14 protein-coding genes and 1 tRNA gene are annotated in these 17,940 nt (G+C 63.6%); 11 read left to right on the plus strand and 4 right to left on the minus strand.

Features of this window, described 5'->3' with window-relative positions; all coding sequences use genetic code 11:
- Positions 1–37: 37 nt before the first annotated feature.
- The 4 genes from recD to VI26_RS09435 all read left to right on the plus strand — a co-directional run bounded on the left by recD (position 38) and on the right by VI26_RS09435 (position 5,438).
- On the plus strand, positions 38–1,738 hold the full coding sequence (gene recD / locus VI26_RS09420) for an exodeoxyribonuclease V subunit alpha (protein WP_048409469.1): 1,701 nt from the start codon (positions 38–40) through the stop codon (positions 1,736–1,738).
- A gap of 166 nt (positions 1,739–1,904) precedes the next feature.
- Positions 1,905–2,792, plus strand: a complete 888-nt coding sequence (locus VI26_RS09425) for an NUDIX hydrolase family protein (RefSeq protein ID WP_048409470.1) — start codon at positions 1,905–1,907, stop codon at positions 2,790–2,792.
- 408 nt (positions 2,793–3,200) lie between these two features.
- Positions 3,201–3,383: a hypothetical protein gene (locus VI26_RS09430; protein ID WP_158274340.1), complete on the plus strand. Its 183-nt coding sequence runs from the start codon at positions 3,201–3,203 to the stop codon at positions 3,381–3,383.
- A 192-nt stretch (positions 3,384–3,575) separates the two neighbouring features.
- Positions 3,576–5,438, plus strand: coding sequence for an ABC transporter ATP-binding protein (locus tag VI26_RS09435; protein ID WP_048409472.1), 1,863 nt, complete (start codon positions 3,576–3,578; stop codon positions 5,436–5,438).
- Between the two features lie 162 nt (positions 5,439–5,600).
- Here the strand turns inward: VI26_RS09435 and VI26_RS09440 are convergent.
- Positions 5,601–5,677, minus strand: a tRNA-Arg gene (locus VI26_RS09440).
- A gap of 210 nt (positions 5,678–5,887) precedes the next feature.
- Here VI26_RS09440 and VI26_RS09445 point away from each other — a divergent pair.
- Positions 5,888–6,559, plus strand: coding sequence for a c-type cytochrome (locus VI26_RS09445; protein WP_331282526.1), 672 nt, complete (start codon positions 5,888–5,890; stop codon positions 6,557–6,559).
- 349 nt (positions 6,560–6,908) lie between these two features.
- On the opposite strand, the gene VI26_RS09450 is transcribed toward VI26_RS09445, so the two are convergent.
- Positions 6,909–8,924, minus strand: coding sequence for a UvrD-helicase domain-containing protein (locus VI26_RS09450; protein WP_048409474.1), 2,016 nt, complete (start codon positions 8,922–8,924; stop codon positions 6,909–6,911).
- 271 nt (positions 8,925–9,195) lie between these two features.
- On the opposite strand from VI26_RS09450, the gene VI26_RS09455 reads away from it, so the two are divergent.
- The 4 genes from VI26_RS09455 to VI26_RS09470 all read left to right on the plus strand — a co-directional run bounded on the left by VI26_RS09455 (position 9,196) and on the right by VI26_RS09470 (position 13,797).
- Entirely contained in the window at positions 9,196–10,017 is an 822-nt protein-coding gene (locus VI26_RS09455) for a symmetrical bis(5'-nucleosyl)-tetraphosphatase (RefSeq protein WP_048409475.1), read from the plus strand.
- A 109-nt stretch (positions 10,018–10,126) separates the two neighbouring features.
- Positions 10,127–11,527 carry an MBOAT family protein gene (locus VI26_RS09460; protein ID WP_048409476.1) on the plus strand — a complete coding sequence of 467 codons (1,401 nt, stop codon included), beginning with the start codon at positions 10,127–10,129 and terminating at the stop codon, positions 11,525–11,527.
- A 72-nt stretch (positions 11,528–11,599) separates the two neighbouring features.
- Entirely contained in the window at positions 11,600–12,646 is a 1,047-nt protein-coding gene (locus VI26_RS09465; RefSeq protein ID WP_048409477.1) for an SGNH family hydrolase, read from the plus strand.
- On the plus strand, positions 12,643–13,797 hold the full coding sequence (locus VI26_RS09470; RefSeq protein WP_053074345.1) for an SGNH/GDSL hydrolase family protein: 1,155 nt from the start codon (positions 12,643–12,645) through the stop codon (positions 13,795–13,797). The genes VI26_RS09465 and VI26_RS09470 overlap by 4 nt, the downstream gene beginning before the upstream one ends.
- Positions 13,798–13,870: 73 nt before the next feature.
- Here the strand turns inward: VI26_RS09470 and VI26_RS09475 are convergent, their stop codons facing one another.
- Positions 13,871–14,686, minus strand: coding sequence for a 1-acyl-sn-glycerol-3-phosphate acyltransferase (locus tag VI26_RS09475; protein ID WP_048409478.1), 816 nt, complete (start codon positions 14,684–14,686; stop codon positions 13,871–13,873).
- A 41-nt stretch (positions 14,687–14,727) separates the two neighbouring features.
- Positions 14,728–15,543, minus strand: coding sequence for a bifunctional DNA-formamidopyrimidine glycosylase/DNA-(apurinic or apyrimidinic site) lyase (gene mutM, locus VI26_RS09480; protein WP_048409479.1), 816 nt, complete (start codon positions 15,541–15,543; stop codon positions 14,728–14,730).
- A 79-nt stretch (positions 15,544–15,622) separates the two neighbouring features.
- Between mutM and VI26_RS09485 the strand changes: the two genes are divergently transcribed.
- Positions 15,623–17,377, plus strand: coding sequence for a tetratricopeptide repeat protein (locus tag VI26_RS09485; protein WP_048409480.1), 1,755 nt, complete (start codon positions 15,623–15,625; stop codon positions 17,375–17,377).
- Positions 17,377–17,922: a lipoprotein insertase outer membrane protein LolB gene (gene lolB, locus VI26_RS09490; protein WP_156183822.1), complete on the plus strand. Its 546-nt coding sequence runs from the start codon at positions 17,377–17,379 to the stop codon at positions 17,920–17,922. The genes VI26_RS09485 and lolB overlap by 1 nt, the downstream gene beginning before the upstream one ends.
- Positions 17,923–17,940 lie beyond the last annotated feature (18 nt).

A 17,940-nucleotide genomic window follows, 5' to 3' on the forward strand; every position in this document is an offset into this window, starting at 1 on the left:
CCGCGCCGCGGAGCGCAAAGCATTCGGATCCCAATCGATGTCTGTCCAGCAAGCCCTGCTGCCCGCCGAACTGGCGCGCCTGTTCTCCCGTCTCGATCCCGATGTCGACGATGCCGCGCTGGCGCTGATCCATGAACTGGCCAGCGCCAATCAGGCCGGCCATGTCTGCCTGCCGCTGGCGCAGCGGCCGGAACGCAAGGCGCTGCGGGCCAGCGCCTTGGTTGGCCCGCCCGGCGCTTACGCGCCGCTGATTCTGGATGAGGCCGGCCGTTTGTACTTCGCCCGCCATTGGTTCGACGAGGCGCGGCTGGCCGCGCGGCTGAGCGTCCTGGCGGAGCCGGGCCCCGCGCCGGACGCGGAGAGTCTGCGTCGGATGCTGGACGCGTTGTTCGGCGCGGCTGGGGACGCCACGGCGCCGGACCGGCAGAAGCTGGCAGCTGCCTTGGCCGCGCGCCAACGGCTGATGGTGATTTCCGGCGGCCCGGGCACCGGCAAGACCACCACCGTGGTCAAGCTGCTGGCCTTGCTCGCCGGCCTGTCGCCTCGACCGCTGGTGATGGCGATGGCCGCGCCCACCGGCAAGGCGGCGGCGCGGCTGGCGGAATCGGTGCGCGGCGCACGCGAGCGCTTGGCCGTCGATGAGGCGGCGCTGCGCCAGCTGCCGCAACAGGCGCAGACCCTGCACCGCCTGCTGGGCCTACGTCCGGGCGTCGCCGCGCCGCGTCATCATCCGGGCAACCCATTGCCATTGGATGTGTTGGTGGTGGACGAGGCATCGATGATAGATCTGTCGCTGATGGCACGCACGGTGGAGGCGCTGCCGTCGCAGGCGCGTCTGATCCTGCTCGGCGATCGCGATCAACTGGCCTCGGTGGACGCCGGCGCGGTGCTGGGCGATCTATGCGCGGACATCCATTACCGGCCGGAAACGCTGGACTGGCTGCGCGCGAGCTGCGGGGAAACCCTGGCGGCCACGCCGGGCGCCGGCGGCAAGCTCACCGACTGCGTGGCGCTGCTGACGCATAGCCACCGCTTTGGCGCGGCTTCCGGCATCGGCGAGCTGGCGCGGCGGGTCAACGCTGGCGACGGCTCGGCCAGCTGGGCGGTGCTGCAGGACGCGGCCTGGCCGGACGTGGCGGCGACGCCGGCGCTGGATGCCGCCGAAGTGTTGGCGCGCTGGCAGCCTTATTGGCGGGCGGTGCGCGCCGGCGCGCCGTTGGCCGAGCGGCAGCGTGCCTTCGCCGGCTTCATGCTGCTGGCGGCGGAGCGGCGGCAGGTGGACGCGTTCAACCGCCGCATTGAGCAGCAATTGGAAGCGGACGGCGACAAGCCGGCCGGCCGCGACTGGTATCCGGGGCGGCCGGTGATGATCAACGAGAACGATTACGGCCTGGGCCTGTTCAACGGCGACATCGGTTTCGCGGTGCAGCGCGAGGCTGGGTTGCGCGTGGCTTTTCCCGGAGACGACGGCGGCTGGCGCGAGTTCGCGCCCGGTCGCCTGCCGCAGCATGACACCGTGTACGCGATGACGGTGCACAAGAGCCAGGGCTCGGAGTTCGGCGAGGTTTGTCTGCAATTGCCGGACACGGCGGGACCGGTGCTGAACCGCGCGCTGGTGTATACCGCGATCACCCGCGCGCGCGACCGTTTCATTGTCGCCGGCGCGCAGGCGGTGTGGGAGCAGGCCGCGGCCGCCGCGCCGCCGCGCCACTCCGGCCTGGCGGACAAATTGAAATGACGTTGCGATTAAATTGTCGGCGCGGCGTGTGGCCGCATCGACAATTCCGCAACAGCCTGCCGCAAAATAATCTGTTTATTTGCCGGCTGTTACGCCAGATATAGTCAAAGCGGAAGAAGCATCCTAAGATGCAGCCTTCCCGAAACACATCGCAGCGGAGTTGGCAATGCAAGTGGATGCGGTTCTGGCTTATCTCGACAAGATTACCCGTTTCGATCGTCAGCAGTTCACGCCTTTGTATATCGGCAAAGAGCGCCTGGGCTGGGTCAACGCGGTGTGGAAAGAGCGCTTGCTGAGCAGCGAATCGCAGCTGTTCGAAGAGCAGTACCAGAAACTGCATTGCCGTCTCGACGGCAGCTACCGCAGCATCAGCCACGCCTTGGCGCAGGCGGCGCGCCGCTGGCAACAGGCCGGTTGGCTCAATGGCTGGCGCAATGAAAACTTCACCGCTTTCCGCCACGACGGCTCTCCGTTCTTCGAACTGGAGCGCGCCGCCTTCCGCCCGTTGGGCCTGACCAGCCGCGCGGTGCATCTGAACGGGCTGATCCGGCTGCCGTCCGGAGAAGTGCGGATGTGGGTGGGACGCCGCAGCCCGCACAAGGCGGTGGATCCCAACCGCATGGATAACCTGGTCGGCGGCGGCGTGGCCGCCGGCGAGAGCATAGAGCTGGCGCTGGAGCGCGAAGGCTGGGAAGAGGCCGGCGTGCGCCGCGAGCAGGTGCGCGATCTGCCGCAAGCCAGCCTGCTGCTGGCCGAGCGCCCGGTGCAGCGCGGCCTGCATCGCGAGTGGATTTATGCTTTCGATCTGTGGCTGGAGCAGGGTGAGACACCCTGTAATCAGGACGGCGAGGTGGCCGAGCACATCCTGATGTCCTTCGCCGAAGTGGAGCAATTGCTGCTGGAAGAGCGCTTCATGATAGACGCGGCGCTGGTGGCGACCGATTGCCTGGCGCGCCATGGTTATTGGGGCGAGCGCACCGCGCCGATAGACGCGGCGCTGGCGCGCATTCGCCATGCGCAGCGCAGCGATGTGCACGCCTTGACCTCCTGCTGATTCCCTTGCCGCGCCGGGATGCCATTCACAGTGCCTGGCGCGGTTCTCCCGCCATTGATCTATCCATTTATATTACAACTGCGTGAATTAATTCAGGAATCTTTGCCTGACAGTGCTTGTAATGGGTAGAATCATTCTCAAGAGCGGCAAAAGCCGTCAATAAATGCCAAGGGCTATTGGCCCGCGCTGTTTCTCCTGCCTGTCACCACATGCTGATCTCCGTTCTCGTCTTCGCGCGACGACAACGCTTGGGTATGACCATTGAAATGACAATGTGCTTATTTTGGCAGAATTAACGAAACGGCGGCATCGGGAGATTTCTCACTTGTCAGCGGCGCAGCGACGGCGCGGCATGCGGCAGTCGGCTGGCTGCGCACGATCTTGGGGGGCGTAAGGGGGATGTATCGTTTGAAACTGATCTCGGAGCAGTTCGGCGTCGACGACAGCGGGCCGCTGCATCCCAGCCAGGAGCAGGCGCGGCGCGCGGCGCTGGTGATGTGGAATGTTTATCGCGGCCAGCTGCGCATCGAGATTCACCGCGTGGTGGACCTGCGCAGCCGCAAGACCGAAAAGCTGGAGGAATTATGCTGACTGTCGCGTTTTAGCCAATGTAGTTGGCGGCAATTGTCTTGCGTTCTCGTTTGTTGGCTGAATATGACAAATGCGGGCGCAGGGTGAGAGAAGTTTCCATTGCGCGATTTTCAGCGCTTGGCTATTGTCCAGGTTCCTATTAAACCCAAAGCAGGCGCAGCCGGATCGGCGGCCTCTGCACTGGAGCGATCTTTGTTCAATTGGTTCGAAAAACGGGTAAATCCGTATCCCGACACGCCTCCGGCCCAACCTCCCTCGGGCTTTTTTCCATTTCTCTGGTTCTGCACCCGCGGCTTGCGCGGTCTGATTGCGGCCGTCATTCTGCTGACCGCCGGCATAGGCGCTTTCGAAGCCCTGCTGTTTTCCATGCTGGGCTCGGTGGTGGACTGGCTGGGCGCGGTCAAGCCCGCACTGCTGTGGGACACGCAAAGCCATAATCTGTTGCTGCTGGCGGGCATCCTGCTGGCCAGTCCGCTATTGATCGCTTTGCAGGCCTTGATCAAATACCAGGGTATTTCCGCCAACTTCCCTATGCTGTTGCGCTGGAACTTCCATCGCCATCTGCTGCGGCAGAGCATGAATTTCTATCAGGACGAGTTCGCCGGCCGGGTTTCGGCCAAGGTGATGCAGACCGCGATCGCGGTGCGCGAGACGGTGATGATAGTCGCCGACATCCTGGTGTTCGTGGTGATCTACTTCGTCACTATGATCGCCGTGGTCGGCAGCTTCGACAGCCGTTTGCTATGGCCTTTCCTAGCCTGGCTGGCGCTGTACGTGGCCACGCTGTATTTCTTCGTGCCCAGGCTAGGCCTGGCCGCCACCGCCCAGGCCGACGCGCGCAGCCTGATGACCGGCCGCATCACCGATGCTTACACCAATATCGCCACGGTGAAATTGTTCTCGCATGCGCAGCGCGAGGCCGGCTTTGCCCGCGGCGCGATGCAGGAGTTCCTGGCCACCGCCTATCGCCAGATGCGCTTGATCAGCGGTTTCGAAATCATCAACCACAGCCTGAGCATGTTGCTGATCGCCAGTACCGCCGGCGTCACGCTGTGGCTGTGGAGCATGGGCGAAGTCGGTGTCGGCGCGGTGGCGGCGGCCACGGCGATGGCGCTGCGCCTGAATGGCATTTCGCACTGGATCATGTGGGAAATGGCCTCCTTGTTCGAGCAGGTCGGCACGGTGCAGGACGGCATCGCCACGCTGGCGCGGCCGGTGCTGGTCAATGACAGCGCAGATGCCAAGCCGCTGGCGGTCAAGCAGGGTGAGATTCGTTTCGAGCAGGTGGACTTCAGCTATGGCGGCAGCAAGAGCGTGATCGAACAGCTGTCGCTGACGATACGCCCGGGCGAGAAGATAGGTCTGGTCGGCCGTTCCGGCGCCGGCAAGTCCACCATCGTCAATCTGCTGCTGCGTTTCTACGACCTGGATGGCGGTCGTATCTTGATCGATGGCCAGGATATCGCGCGGGTGACACAGGACAGCTTGCGCGCCCAGGTGGGCATGGTGACGCAGGATACCTCCTTGCTGCACCGCTCGGTGCGCGACAACCTGCTGTACGGCAGGCCAGACGCCGACGACACCGCGATGGAGGCGGCCGCGCGCCGCGCCGAGGCGCATGATTTCATCCTGACCCTGACCGATCCCAAGGGACGGAGCAGCTATGACGCCCATGTCGGCGAACGCGGGGTCAAGCTGTCCGGTGGCCAGCGCCAGCGCATCGCGATCGCGCGGGTCATGTTGAAGGACGCCCCCATTCTGCTGCTGGACGAAGCCACCAGCGCGCTGGATTCGGAAGTGGAAGCTGCGATCCAGCGCAGCTTGTACCGCTTGATGGAAGGCAAGACCGTGGTGGCGATCGCCCACCGCCTGTCCACCATCGCGGCGATGGACCGCTTGATCGTGCTGGACAAGGGGCGAGTGGTGGAAGAAGGCGATCATCGCGGCCTGTTGGCCAAGGACGGTTTGTATGCGCGACTATGGGCGCATCAGAGCGGGGGCTTCCTCGGCGAAGAAGACGACGACGAAGCCGAGCCGGTGGCCAGCATCGCCTGACTCCGACCGCGGGCGGAATGAACCGGGCGGGGCGCGCAAGCGTCCCGCTTTTTTCATTTTCCGCCCAAGGACGCGGCATTGGGCTGCGGCAAGCGTTTTAGTGAAAACAACGGTGGCGATAGCGGGGAAAACGAGGAAATATCAAGACAGGCGGAGGGGATGTGGCGCACCCGACAGGGATCGAACCTGTGACCTTCAGCTTCGGAAACTGACACTCTATCCAACTGAGCTACGGGTGCGCTGTGACTTGCTTTGAGGCAGGGCCGCATCATAGCGCAACTTCCTTACCCGAGTCCAGTGTATGGTTTTGCCTTGCCTTCAGGCTTACCGTATAATTATCCTATTTTAAATGTCATTAATTCCAGGCGAGGCTCGTAATGAGTAATGAGAACGGAATGGCTCCCGGCCAGGTCATCAAAGTGCTGGTTGGCGTCGTTGTCTTTCTTGTAGTGGCAATCTGGCTTCTGGCCAAGCTGGCTACCAGCGGTTACAACGTGGATGCCGAAGTAATGACCAAGGAGGCCATCGCCTCTCGCCTGAAACCGGTTGGCGAAGCCAAGGCCAGCGATGCGCCTCCGGGCATGCGCACGGGCGAACAGGTTTACAAGGGCATCTGCATCTCCTGTCACGGCACCGGCCTCGCCGGCTCGCCTAAGTTCGGCGACACCGCGTCCTGGGGCTCGCGCATCGCCAAGGGCTGGGATACCTTGACTCAGCATGCCTTGCAGGGCTTCAACGCGATGCCGGCCAAGGGCGGCGCCACCGATTTGAGCGATGACGAAGTGAAGCGCGCGGTGGCCTATATGGGCAACTCCGCGGGCGGTAAGTTCACCGAACCGCCGGTGGGCGGCGCTGGCGGCGCGGCCGCGGCGGCCGATCCGGCGGTGGTGGGCAAGAAAATCTACGACAGCGTGTGCATGGCCTGCCACGCGGCCGGCATCGCCGGCGCGCCCAAGTTCGGCGACAAGGCGGCTTGGGCTCTGCGCCTGAAGCCCGGCTTGGACGAAGTGGTCAAGATCGGCATCAAGGGTCTGAACGCGATGCCGGCCAAGGGCGGTTATACCGGCAGCGACGCCGAGTTCCGCGCGGCGGTGGAATACATGGTGAATAATTCCAAATAAGCGGCGGTCCCTCGGAACAAAAAACGCCTTGCTTCAGCGCAAGGCGTTTTTTATCGCTGAAAAATGGCGATTTATATGTTTTTCCGGAAAATTAGGCCTAATGTTGACGACAATGTCCTATGTCAACAAAACCGCGCTGTAACAAGGGACAGGTGCCCTGCTTAGGCGCTTGGGGCATGATGAGCCATCTGTTTAGGTCGTGAAGCGTCAGGCGCTTCGCGGCTTGGTGTGGGGATTCAGTGGGTTTCCACTTTCGCTTCACCCAGAGATGTTCCTCATTCTTCATATGGCGCCACTGGCGCCATTTTCTTTTCCCGCGCTCGGGCATGTCGCCCACGATAGCCGTGCTTCAGGAGTCCGCCGGTTTTTCCTTGTTGGCCAGCATTGCGCTGAGGCTGGCCAGCCGCGATTTGCCCTCGGTCTTGCTGACGATGGGCTCGGCGCCGGGTTTGCCGAAGTGGCGCATATCGTCGCCGTTGATTTCGCTGATGAAGCGTGAAGGCTCGACGAACTGCCATTCGCCGGCGCGCTTGCGCTTGACGCAGTAGGTCAGCGTCAGCATGCGCTGGGCGCGGGTGATGCCGACGTACATCAGCCGGCGTTCTTCTTCCACCATGCCGTTATCGACGGATTCGCTGTGCGGCAGTATGCCTTCCTCGGTGCCGACCAGGAACACATATGGGTATTCCAGACCCTTGGACGCGTGCAGCGTGGACATCTTCACCGCGTCGACCTCGCCTTCCTCGCGTCCTTCCAGCATGGTGATCAGTGCGATGGTCTGGGTCAGCTCCACCAGGTTCTTGCCGCTGTCCTCGCCCTTGCGGCTGAGCCAGCCCACCATTTCCAGGATGTTCTTCCATTTGGTTTCGGCGATGCGCGGGCTGTCCTCGCTATCGTAAAGCCAGGCTTCGTAGCCTATGGCTTGCATCATCTCCATCGCCAGCGGGCCGCCGTCCTCGCGGGTGGCGCGGTATTGCAGATTGGCGATGAAGTCGCAGAACTGCTCCAGCGGTTCGAGCTGGGCTTTTTGCACCTGCAGGCGGAAGCCTTCCTCATGGGCGCTGGCGAACAGGCTCTTGCCGCGCTCGCCAGCCCAGGCGCCCAGCCGTTCCAGCGTGGCGGTGCCGACGCCGCGCTTGGGCGTGGTCAGCGCGCGAATGAAGGCCGGATCATCGTCGGGATTGGCGATCAAGCGCATATAGGCCAGCATGTCCTTGATTTCCGGCTTGTCGAAAAAGCTCTGGCCGCCGGCCATCTGATAGGGGATGCGCTGATTGCGCAAGGCTTGCTCGAAGATGCGCGCCTGGTAGTTGCCGCGATAGAGGATGGCGTAGTCCTTGAACTCGGTGCGGTATTCGAATTTGTGCGCCAGCAGCCTTTGCACCACGGTTTCCGCCTCGTGCTCCTCATCCTTGCACTGGATCACATGGATGGGCTCTCCCAGGCCCAGCTCGCTCCACAGCTGCTTTTCGAACAGTTTGGGGTTATTCGAGATCACCGAGTTGGCGGCGCGCAGGATGCGCGCGGTGGAGCGGTAGTTCTGCTCCAGCTTGATGATCTTGAGCTTGGGGAAGTCGCTTTGCAGCAGCCGCAGGTTTTCCATATTGGCGCCGCGCCAAGCGTAGATGGACTGGTCGTCGTCGCCCACCGCGGTGAACATGCCGCGCAGGCCGGTCAGCAGCTTGACCAATTGGTACTGGCAGGTATTGGTGTCCTGGTATTCGTCTATCAGCAGGTAGCGCAGCTTGTGCTGCCATTTCTGCAGCACTTCTTCATTGCGTTGGAACAACTGCACCGGCAGGCGGATCAGGTCGTCGAAGTCCATCGCCTGATAGGCGCTCAAGGTGTCCTGATAGGCCAGATAAGTGGTGGCGCAGATGCTCTCCCACTCTCCCTGGGCTTCCAGCAGCATCTGGTCCGGTGTTTTTAGGTCGTTTTTCCACAGCGAGATCTGGCTTTGCACCTTGCGCACTTCGTCCTTGGAAGTGGTTTTCAGGATGTCGGAAATGATTTTGCCGGCGTCGAAGGCGTCCAGGATGGAAAACTGCGACTTATAGCCCAGATGCGGCGCTTCCTGGCGCAGCATCTGCATGCCCAGCGAGTGGAAAGTGGATACGGTGATGCCGCGGATCTCCGCCGGCGTCATCAACTTGCCCACCCGCTCCAGCATTTCTCGCGCGGCCTTGTTGGTGAAGGTGATGGCGGCGATATTGCGCGCGCTGATGCCGCCTTCGCGGATCAGGTGCGAAATCTTGTAGGTGATGACTCGGGTTTTGCCGGAACCGGCGCCGGCCAGCACCAGCAAGGGGCCGTCAAGATATTGGATCGCCGCGCGCTGCGGCGGATTGAGCAAGGGTGCGGACATGGCGGTATGGGGAAGGGGCCCGGCAGGGCGCAGTAAATCGGTAACTCAGCCAGTGCATTGTAGCATGGGGTATCATGGCGCTATCCGCGGATGACATCTCAGAGCCTGTTCAAAGTCTGGCGAGCAAGAGCGAGGCAAGGCGAAAACGGTTGAAGAAGCGGAACGTACAGGTGGTACATGAGCATTCTGAAAGCGTTGTTAACGCCGTATCGCCGAAGCGCCGCAGACTTTGAACAGGTTCTCGGATCGATCCGCCACTCATGAGGTGCATATGGCCATCTACGCTATCGGCGACATTCAAGGCTGCTTCCAGCCATTTCAGCAGTTGTTGCGGCAAATCGAGTTCAACCCCGGCAAGGACACCTTGTGGCTGACCGGCGACCTGGTCAACCGTGGACCGCAGTCGCTGGAAGTGCTGCGCTGGGTGTTCCAGCATCAGGATCACGTCGAAATCGTACTGGGCAATCACGATCTGCATCTGCTGGCGGTGGCGGAGGGCTTCGGCAAGCTGCACCGCAGCGATACCTTGCTGGATATACTCAATGCCGCCGACGGCAAGGTCTTGCTGGACTGGCTGCGCTGCCAACCGATGATGATAGCCGGCCACGGCTACGCGATGGTGCACGCCGGCCTGCTGCCGGAGTGGAGCATTGATCGGGCGCTGGACTTGGCGGAAGAAGTGGAGGCCGGCCTGTCCGGGCCCAAGCATCGTGAATTCCTGTCGCGGCTGTATGGCAACCGGCCGACGCGCTGGAGCGAGGAGTTGCGTGGCGCCGATCGTCTACGCGTGATTGTCAACGCGATGACTAGGATGCGTTTCCTGAACCGCGATGGCGAAATCGACCTGAACTATAAGGGCGAACTGGACAATGCGCCGGCCGGCCTGACGCCCTGGTTCGAGGCGCCGGGGCGCTGGCAGGGCGAGATGCCCATCATCTGCGGCCATTGGTCGGCCTTGGGCGTTCACATTTCCGAAGACGTGGTGGCGATAGATTCCGGCTGTCTGTGGGGCGGCAGTCTGACCGCGATGCGGCTGGGCGATCAGGCCTTGTTTTCCTTGCCGTGCCCGGCTTTTCGCGAAATCACCGCCTGAACGGCGCGTGACGCGCCGCGGCGGCAAATAAAATATCGTCAAGCCATAGTCAGCCCGCCCTCATCACTGTCATAATCCGGGCTCTTGCCAGAGCCGTTTTTTTATTTGTATGAGTTATCTTTCCATTGAGTTCGCGCTGGCATTCCTGGCCTTTTTCGCCCTGTATTGGCTGTGCCGCAAGCGCACGGATTGGCAGAACGGTTTGTTGTTGCTTGCCAGTTACGCCTTTTATGCCAAGCTGGACTGGCGCTTCGCGCTGATTCTCGCCATCTACACTGTATTGCTGACCGTGGTGTCGGCGCGCATGCTGGATTCCATTCGCCCCAAACGCTGGCTGCGCGTGGGCCTGCTGATGGCGGTGGGCAATCTGGCGGTGTTCAAATACTTCGACTTCTTCCGCGAAAGCGCGCAAGCGGGCTTGCACGCGCTGGGCATCGCCGCGGTGCTGCCGGCGGTGGATTTCCTGATGCCGGTGGGCATCTCTTTCTATACCTTCCAGTCGGTCAGCTATCTGGTGTCCCTGTACCGCGGCGAAGTCCGTTTCGCCCGGGTCAGGGAACTGGGCTTGTTCCTGGCCTTCTTTCCCACCTTGCTGGCCGGGCCGATCTGCCGCGCCAGCGGCCTGCTGGAGCAGCTGCGCAGCGGCGCGCGCCGCCACATCCTGCATTTGGACCGCGCGTTGGGCTTGGTCGTGCTGGCCTTGGCCAAGAAGCTGTGGCTGGCCGGCTGGCTGGCCAGCGCCTGGGTGGACCCGGTGTTCAGCGCGCCGGAAACTTATCACCCACTTGAGGTCTGGGCCGCGTTCTATGCCTACGCCTTCCAGATCTATCTGGATTTTTCCGGCTATACCGACTTGGTTACCGCGCTGGCGCTGCTATTGGGCATCCAGTTGCCGCGCAATTTCGACGCGCCCTACCTGGCGCATAATCTGCGCGATTTCTGGCGGCGCTGGCATATGTCGCTGTCCAGCTGGATTCGCGATTACATCTACATTCCGCTGGGCGGCAACCGGCTGGGCTTCGCCCGTGCCCAGCTCAATTTGCTGGCCGCGATGCTGCTGTCCGGCCTGTGGCACGGCGCCAGCCTGAAGTATCTGGTGTGGGGCGGCATGCACGGCCTGGGCGTGGTGGGCTTGAACCTGGGCGACCGGCTGCTGGGCAAGGAAGCGCTGACGCGGCGCTGGGCCTGGCTGGCGCGGCTGCTGACCTTTCATTATGTGTGCCTGGCCTGGGTGTTTTTCCGCGCGGCCTCGCTGGAGGATGGCTGGAGCTTCCTGGAGGCCATGGCCGGCACCGGCCAGGAACTGACGCTGAACGCGCCCGGCTTCCTGGCGCTGACCGCCGCCGCCTTTATCGGCCTGCCTTATCTGAGCGCAGCGCGGGAGCACGGCATCGCCCAACTGGCCCGTCTGCCGTGGTGGGGCAAGCCCAGTTTGTTGGCCGGCTGCGCCTTGCTGATCATCGTGGTGTCGCCGCCGGGGATCCCGGGTTTCATTTATTACCAGTTTTAAGCGCGCGCGGCGGAATCGCCGCGCAATTTCACCGTCTTATCGTCAGTCTTACCGCATTGAGGCCTGCGTCACATGATCGCCCGTTCCGCCATTCGCCAAGCCCTGGCCATACTCGGCAGCAGCATGCTGTTGCTGTGCTGGATTGAGCAATCGTCCATCAACGCCTACTGGCGGCAGACTTTTCACCGCCCCAGCCAACTGGAAGTCTTGTCCGATCTGAGCGTCTGGCGCGTCGGTGCGGATCTGGGGCGCGGTTTCCGCGATCACAGCCGTGGACTGCTCGCGCGGCTGGACCGCTGGGACGACGATATGATCGCCTACTTCAACGCCTGCTGCCTGCGCCCGGCGCCGCCGCCCGTGCTGGCGCCGCAAGCGCAGGCCGGCAGCAAGGCTCCGTCCACGGCAAGCGAACCGGTCTTGCCGGCCGGGGTCAAAACCCAGCCGCCAGCGGTGTCCGCTCCGCAGCAGGCCGCGGCCAAGGACAGCCGATTATTGCTGCGGCCGGGGCAGAAAGTGTTGCTGGCCGGAGATTCCATGATGCAGGGCGTGGCGCCGCATTTGCTGCGGCCGCTGTTCAAGCTGCACCAGATCAAGGCGCTGGACGTCAGCAAGCAGAGCACCGGCCTGACTTATCCGGACTTTTTCAATTGGCCGGACACGATAGAGCGACAATTGGCGGCCAATCCTGACATCGGTCTGGTGGTGGTCTTCTTGGGCGCCAACGATACTTGGGACATGGTGGGCGGCAGCCGTTACATCCGCTTCGCCTCCGAGGAGTGGGAGCAGCGTTATCGCGAGCGCATTCGCGCCATCCTGGCCTCGGCCAAGGCGCATAAGACGCAATTGTTGTGGTTGGGCGCGCCGAATATGGGCAAGGACAAGCTCAACCGCGGCGTGCATTACATAAACGGCATCTTCCGCGAGGAAGTGGAGAGCGCAGGTCAGCGTTATTTGTCCACGCGCGAGGCCTTGGGCAGCGAGGACGATGCTTTCGCCAAGTTCATGACCTTGCCCGAGCAGGGCGAGGTGGCGGTCAGAACCGCCGATGGCATCCATTTCACCCGTCAGGGCCAGGTCTTGCTGGCACGGCGGGTATTGGCAGAATTGAGGTTTGAATGAAGTTGAGACTCAGCGTCGCCTTGGCTGGCCTGTTGGTGTCTGCGGCGGTTTGGGCCGCCCCGGTGCAGGATTTCGGCGAGGTCAATCTGGCGCGGCTGGCGTCGCGACTGAAGGGGATTTCCACAGCGGTTCAGCCGGTGCGCATTACCCAGCTGGGGGATTCGCATACCGCCGCCGATTACCTGACCGGCACGCTGCGCGAGCGTTTCCAGGCCAAGTTCGGCGATGCCGGCGCCGGCTGGACGCCGCCGATGGCGGTGCCGGGTCAACGCCATGCGCTGGTGATAGAGCGCAGCGAGGGCTGGACGTTGATCAACAGCCGCAAGGACGGCGATCCGGACTTCCCGCTGGGTGGCTATATTGCCCAGGCGCAGCGGCCGGGCGCCACCATCAGCGTGTTGCCGCGCAATCCGCTGGACGGTTTGTGGCGAGTGCGCTTCCGCGTGCGCGCGGCGCAAGACGGCGCCGGCGCGCTGGAAGTGGACGACGGCCACGGCAGCCGCAAGCTGAACCCGCCGGAGGCGGGCAAGGGCTGGCAGACGGTGGAGCAGAAGCTGTACTTCCCCTTCGTGGTGCGCGCCGGGGCGTTGCCGGCGGCGGAACTGGGCGGCATTGAGCTGGAGCGGCTGGCGCCTGGCGTGGTGCTGGACAGCATAGGCAGCAACGGCGCGCAGCTGTCGATCTGGCAACGCTGGGGCAAGAACTGGAGCGCGCAGCTGGCGGAACGCAATAGCGATCTGGTGATCCTGGCTTACGGCGTCAATGAGGCGTTCGACGATCGCCTCGACCTGATCGAGTATCAGCTCAATCTGCAGGCGGCGATCAACACCATACGCCGCGATCTGCCGCAGGCGGCCATTCTGATGCTGGGCGCGCAGGACGCGGCGCGTAAGCGCGGCGCGGTCAGCAAGGAGTGTTCGCCGGGACGCCCGCTGCAATTGGCGGCGGTCAAGCGCATTCAGCAGAAAGTCGCGCGCGACAGCCATATGCTGTACTGGGATTGGGAGCAGGCGATGGGCGGGCCCTGCAGCATGAAACGCTGGCAGGCGCAGCAGCTGGCGCGGCCGGACCTGGTGCATTTCTCGCAGCAAGGCTATGCCAAGCTGGCCGATGATTTATTCGATAATCTGATGACGCGGCTCAGCCTGTGAGCGTGGCGGCGATGGATGAAGAAAAGCCCCCGGAACGGGGGCTTTTGCATTGGGGAAGCTTCGTCGCAGGTGCTCAGTGTTGCTGAGCCGGTTCCTGAGCCGCTTCCGCGGCCGGAGGCGGGCTCAGCCGCAGCGCGCGCGCCACTTCCTGCTGTGCTTGCTGCGCCAGCGCGAAGCGGGTATCCAGCCCGTGTTCCCAAGCCTTCAGCGGCTGGCCGTAGCTGACCTCGACTTCCATAGCCGGCATCGCCAGCACCTTGCGCACGCTTTGCAGAAAGGTCAGGTCACCGATGAAGGCCGGTTCCAGCGTCTGTTCGCCGTCTGCGCCGTAATAGCGCAGGCCCACCGGCTGAACGGTGCCGCGCGACAACAGCGCGGCCTCGAACAAGGAAGCCTTGAACGGCAGCAGATCGAGACCGTCCGAGGTGGTGGACTCTGGAAACACCGCCATGCAGGCGCCGTTTTCCATCGCGTGCGCCAGCGCCTTGTAAACGCGGCTGGCGTCCTTGCGCTTGCTGCGGTCGATGAACAAGGTGCCGCCCAGATGCGCCAGCCAGCCCAGCACCGGCCAGGAGCGGAGTTCGCGCTTGGCGACGAAGCGGGACACCGTGCAGCTATTGAGCACGAAGATGTCCAGCCATGAGATGTGGTTGGCCACCAGCAGGGTATTGGGCGGGTAGAAGCCGGGGTTGACGCCGTTGATCCGCACGCTGATGCCCAGGATCTTCAGCGCGTGAGCGGCCCAGCGCCGGGTGACGACGGCGCGTTCGGCGTGGGCCAGCCGGGAATAGCGCGTAACCAGGATGAAAACGCCGACGGCCAGATGGCCGAACAGGCGCGCGACGCGCCCGATCCGGGTGAGCAGGGAGGTGGTGGCGATTGACTTCAAGATACGTTGAGGCTCGGTGCGCTAAGGTTGAGGCCGTAACTCTAGCATGGCTGGCATAGTGGGCAATAGTAGGAGCTGCGCTGGCCCTGGCGTAAATGCCGGATCGGCGTGCCGCATTGCCGGCATGGTTCATCCTGGCGGCCGTAAACCATATAGGTTTGCTGGAAGTAGCCGGGTTTGCCGTCGCTATGCACGAAATCACGCAGCGTGCTGCCGCCGGCCTCGATAGCGCGGGTCAGCACTTTGCGGATTTCTTCGGCCAGCCGGCGGTATTCGCCGTCGCGCACCGCGTTGGCGGCGCGGGCGGGATGGATGCCGGCGTGAAACAGCGCCTCGTTGGCGTAGATATTGCCTACGCCCACCACCACATGATTGTCCATCAGCATCAGCTTGACCGCGCTGCCGCGGCGTTGAGCTGCTCGGATCAGGGTGTCGCCGTCAAAACCGTCGGACAGCGGTTCCGGCCCCAGTGCCTGCAGCAAGGGGTGGTGCTCGATGGCGCCGACATGCCATAGCACCGCGCCGAAACGGCGCGGATCACGGTAGCGCAGCACATTGGGCCCCAGCAGCAGATCGATGTGATCATGTCTTTCCGGCGGGGTGTCGGCCGGCAGGAAACGCAGGCTGCCGGACATGCCCAGATGGATGATCAGGGTGCCGGCATCGGTGCCCAGCAGCAGGTATTTGGCGCGGCGATCGACCGAACGTATCGTCAGGCCGCGCAGGGTGGCGTGCAGTTCTGGCGGTACCGGCCAGCGCAGGCCGGCGTGGCGGACCACGGCGCCGCCAAGCTCGGCGTTCAACAAATGGGGCAGAATCCCGCGGCGGGTGGTTTCGACTTCTGGCAGTTCTGGCATGGGTAGAATGGGCGCGAAGATAAAAACAGGTCATGCTATTCTACGCATTCAACAGGTTTATAAGCAGGTCTCTGACTCCATGCGAATGCAACGGCTGAAAAAAACACTTCCCTTGTTGATGGTCTTGCTGCTGTCGGCGTGCGCCAATTTCAAGCATCCCGGCGCGGCGCGCTCCGTCGATACCGGCAAGCCGGCGGGCGACGAGGCCGCCGCCGCGGCTAAAGAGGACGATGCCCTGCTGCCCAAGGCGGAGCTGGCGCCCGAAATCCTCTATGGCGTGGTGGCCGGAGAAATCGCAGCCCAGCGCGGCTCGGTGGGCGCTTCCGCGGTGACCTATCTGGAACTGGCGCGTCAGACGCGCGACCCGCGGCTGGCGCAGCGCGCGGCCGAGTTCTCCATGTTCGCCGGTTTGCTGAAGGAAACCTCGGAAGCGCTGACTTTGTGGATGGAGCTGGCGCCGGACTCGGTGCCCGCGCGCGAGCAGCTGTTCATCACCCTGCTGCGCGCCGGCAAGCTGGCGGAAAGCAAGCCGCTGATCGAAGCGCTGCTGCAGAAAGAACCGGAACGGGCTCCCGCCATCTTCGTGCAACTGGCGCGGTTGACGTCGCGTCAGAGCGACAAACAGGCGGCCTATGAGCTGGTCCAGCAGTTCGCCGGCCGCTATCCGGACCTGGCCGAGGCGCGCTTCGCGCTACTGGCCGTGGCCGCCGAGGCCGGCGATCAGGCCACGATGAACCGCGAGTTCGATCGCCTCGCGCAGATCGCGCCGGCCTGGGATTTGCCGGTGGCGTGGCAGGTGGACCGCCTGCGGCGCGAGCAGCCGGACCAGGCCATCGAGTTCCTGCGGCGCGAACTGGCGCGGCGGCCCAACGCCGGTCTGGAACTGAAGCTGGCCTATCCGCGGCTGCTGGTGGGCGCCAAGCGCTTCGGCGAGGCGCGGCAGGCTTTCGACCAACTGCTGCCGGCCTATCCGGACAATCCAGACCTGCTTTACGCCTCTGGCCTGATGGCCTACCAGATGCGCGATCTGCCCGCCGCGGACAAGTATTTGCGCCAGGCGCTGGCCGCCGGCCATCCCGAGGCCAATTTCATCCGCTATACCCTGGGACAGATCGCGGAGGAGCGCCAGGACGCCGCCGCGAAGGGCTGGTATGAGATGGTGGGCGCTGGTCCGCAATTCCTGCCGGCTCAAGGCCGGCTGGCAATGATGGAGGCTGGCGACGGCAAGCTGGAGCTGGCCTTGGCGCGGCTGGCGCCCTTGGGCGGCAATGATCAGGAAAAAATCACCCTGGCCTTGCTGCAATCACAGCTGGCGCGCGAGGCCAAGCAATACGGCAAGGCCTACGAATTATTGAGCAAGGCGCTGCAGCGCATGCCCAAGGCGCCGGAGCTGTTGTATGAGCGGGCGCTGGTGTCCGACAACCTGGGCAATATCGGCAATGCCGAGCGCGACCTCAAGCTGGTGTTGAAGGAAAAGCCGGGCGATGCCCAAGCCTTGAATGCGCTGGGTTATACGCTGACCAACCGCACCGGCCGCCATCAGGAGGCGCTTGGCTATATAGAAAAAGCGCTGAAGAGCGAGCCGGACAATCCCACCATCCTAGACAGCCTGGGTTGGGCGCAATACAAGCTGGGCCGGCTCGAGGCCGCGCTGAAAACGCTGCAGAAGGCCTACGCGCTCTTGCCCGACCCCGAGCTGGCCGCGCATCTGGGCGAGGTGTTATGGAAGCTGGGCAAGAAAGACGAGGCGCAGGCGGTATGGGACAAGGCGCTGGCGGAAAGCCCGGAGCATGATGTGCTGCGCGAAACCATGCGCCGTCTGGGGGCCCATTGATGAAGTGGAGCGGTCTGATCCTGGCCCTGTCTCTTGCGCTCACCGGCTGCGCGACGCGCGAGGCGGTGTTCATGCCCGCCGCGACGCAGTCCGCGGACCAGCCCTTCGCGGTCAGCGGACGTTTGTCGGTGAATCTGGACGGCAAGGGGCATGTCGCCAACTTCGATTGGCGGCACCAGCCTGAGCGCGATCAGTTGGCGATCAACTCGCCGCTGGGCAATACCGTGGCCGAAGTGATCCGCGACGCCGGCGGCGTCACCCTGCTGGCGGACGGCAAGGCCTGGCAGGCTGCGGATGTGGAAAGCCTGACCGAGAAAACCCTGGGCTGGCCGCTGCCGCTGCCGCTGTCCGGCCTGGCCTGGTGGATCCGTGGCATGCCCGTGCCGGGCGAGGCGAGCGAAGTCCGTCCCGACGGCGAATTGCTGCAGCAGGGTTGGCGCATCCGCTTTGTGCGCGAGGCCGAGTCCGGCGAGCGCTATCCCAAGCGCGTGGATCTGGCCCGAGACGGTTTGACGGTCAGAGTGGTGACCCGCGACTGGCGCTGACGCGCGTCGCGTCCTCCG

This window comes from Chromobacterium sp. LK1 (genome assembly GCF_001043555.1).
In the GTDB taxonomy this organism is placed as follows: Bacteria; Pseudomonadota; Gammaproteobacteria; order Burkholderiales; family Chromobacteriaceae; genus Chromobacterium; species Chromobacterium aquaticum.

Excerpts from the sequence above, each read along its gene's own strand:
- VI26_RS09465 (WP_048409477.1), top strand. The coding sequence starts at position 11,600 with ATGATCGCCCGTTCCGCCATTCGCCAAGCCCTGGCCATACTCGGCAGC.
- VI26_RS09470 (WP_053074345.1), top strand. The coding sequence starts at position 12,643 with ATGAAGTTGAGACTCAGCGTCGCCTTGGCTGGCCTGTTGGTGTCTGCG.
- VI26_RS09485 (WP_048409480.1), top strand. The coding sequence starts at position 15,623 with ATGCGAATGCAACGGCTGAAAAAAACACTTCCCTTGTTGATGGTCTTG.
- VI26_RS09450 (WP_048409474.1), bottom strand. The coding sequence starts at position 8,924 with ATGTCCGCACCCTTGCTCAATCCGCCGCAGCGCGCGGCGATCCAATAT.
- mutM (WP_048409479.1), bottom strand. The coding sequence starts at position 15,543 with ATGCCAGAACTGCCAGAAGTCGAAACCACCCGCCGCGGGATTCTGCCC.
- VI26_RS09425 (WP_048409470.1), top strand. The coding sequence starts at position 1,905 with ATGCAAGTGGATGCGGTTCTGGCTTATCTCGACAAGATTACCCGTTTC.
- lolB (WP_156183822.1), top strand. The coding sequence starts at position 17,377 with ATGAAGTGGAGCGGTCTGATCCTGGCCCTGTCTCTTGCGCTCACCGGC.
- recD (WP_048409469.1), top strand. The coding sequence starts at position 38 with ATGTCTGTCCAGCAAGCCCTGCTGCCCGCCGAACTGGCGCGCCTGTTC.
- VI26_RS09460 (WP_048409476.1), top strand. The coding sequence starts at position 10,127 with ATGAGTTATCTTTCCATTGAGTTCGCGCTGGCATTCCTGGCCTTTTTC.
- VI26_RS09455 (WP_048409475.1), top strand. The coding sequence starts at position 9,196 with ATGGCCATCTACGCTATCGGCGACATTCAAGGCTGCTTCCAGCCATTT.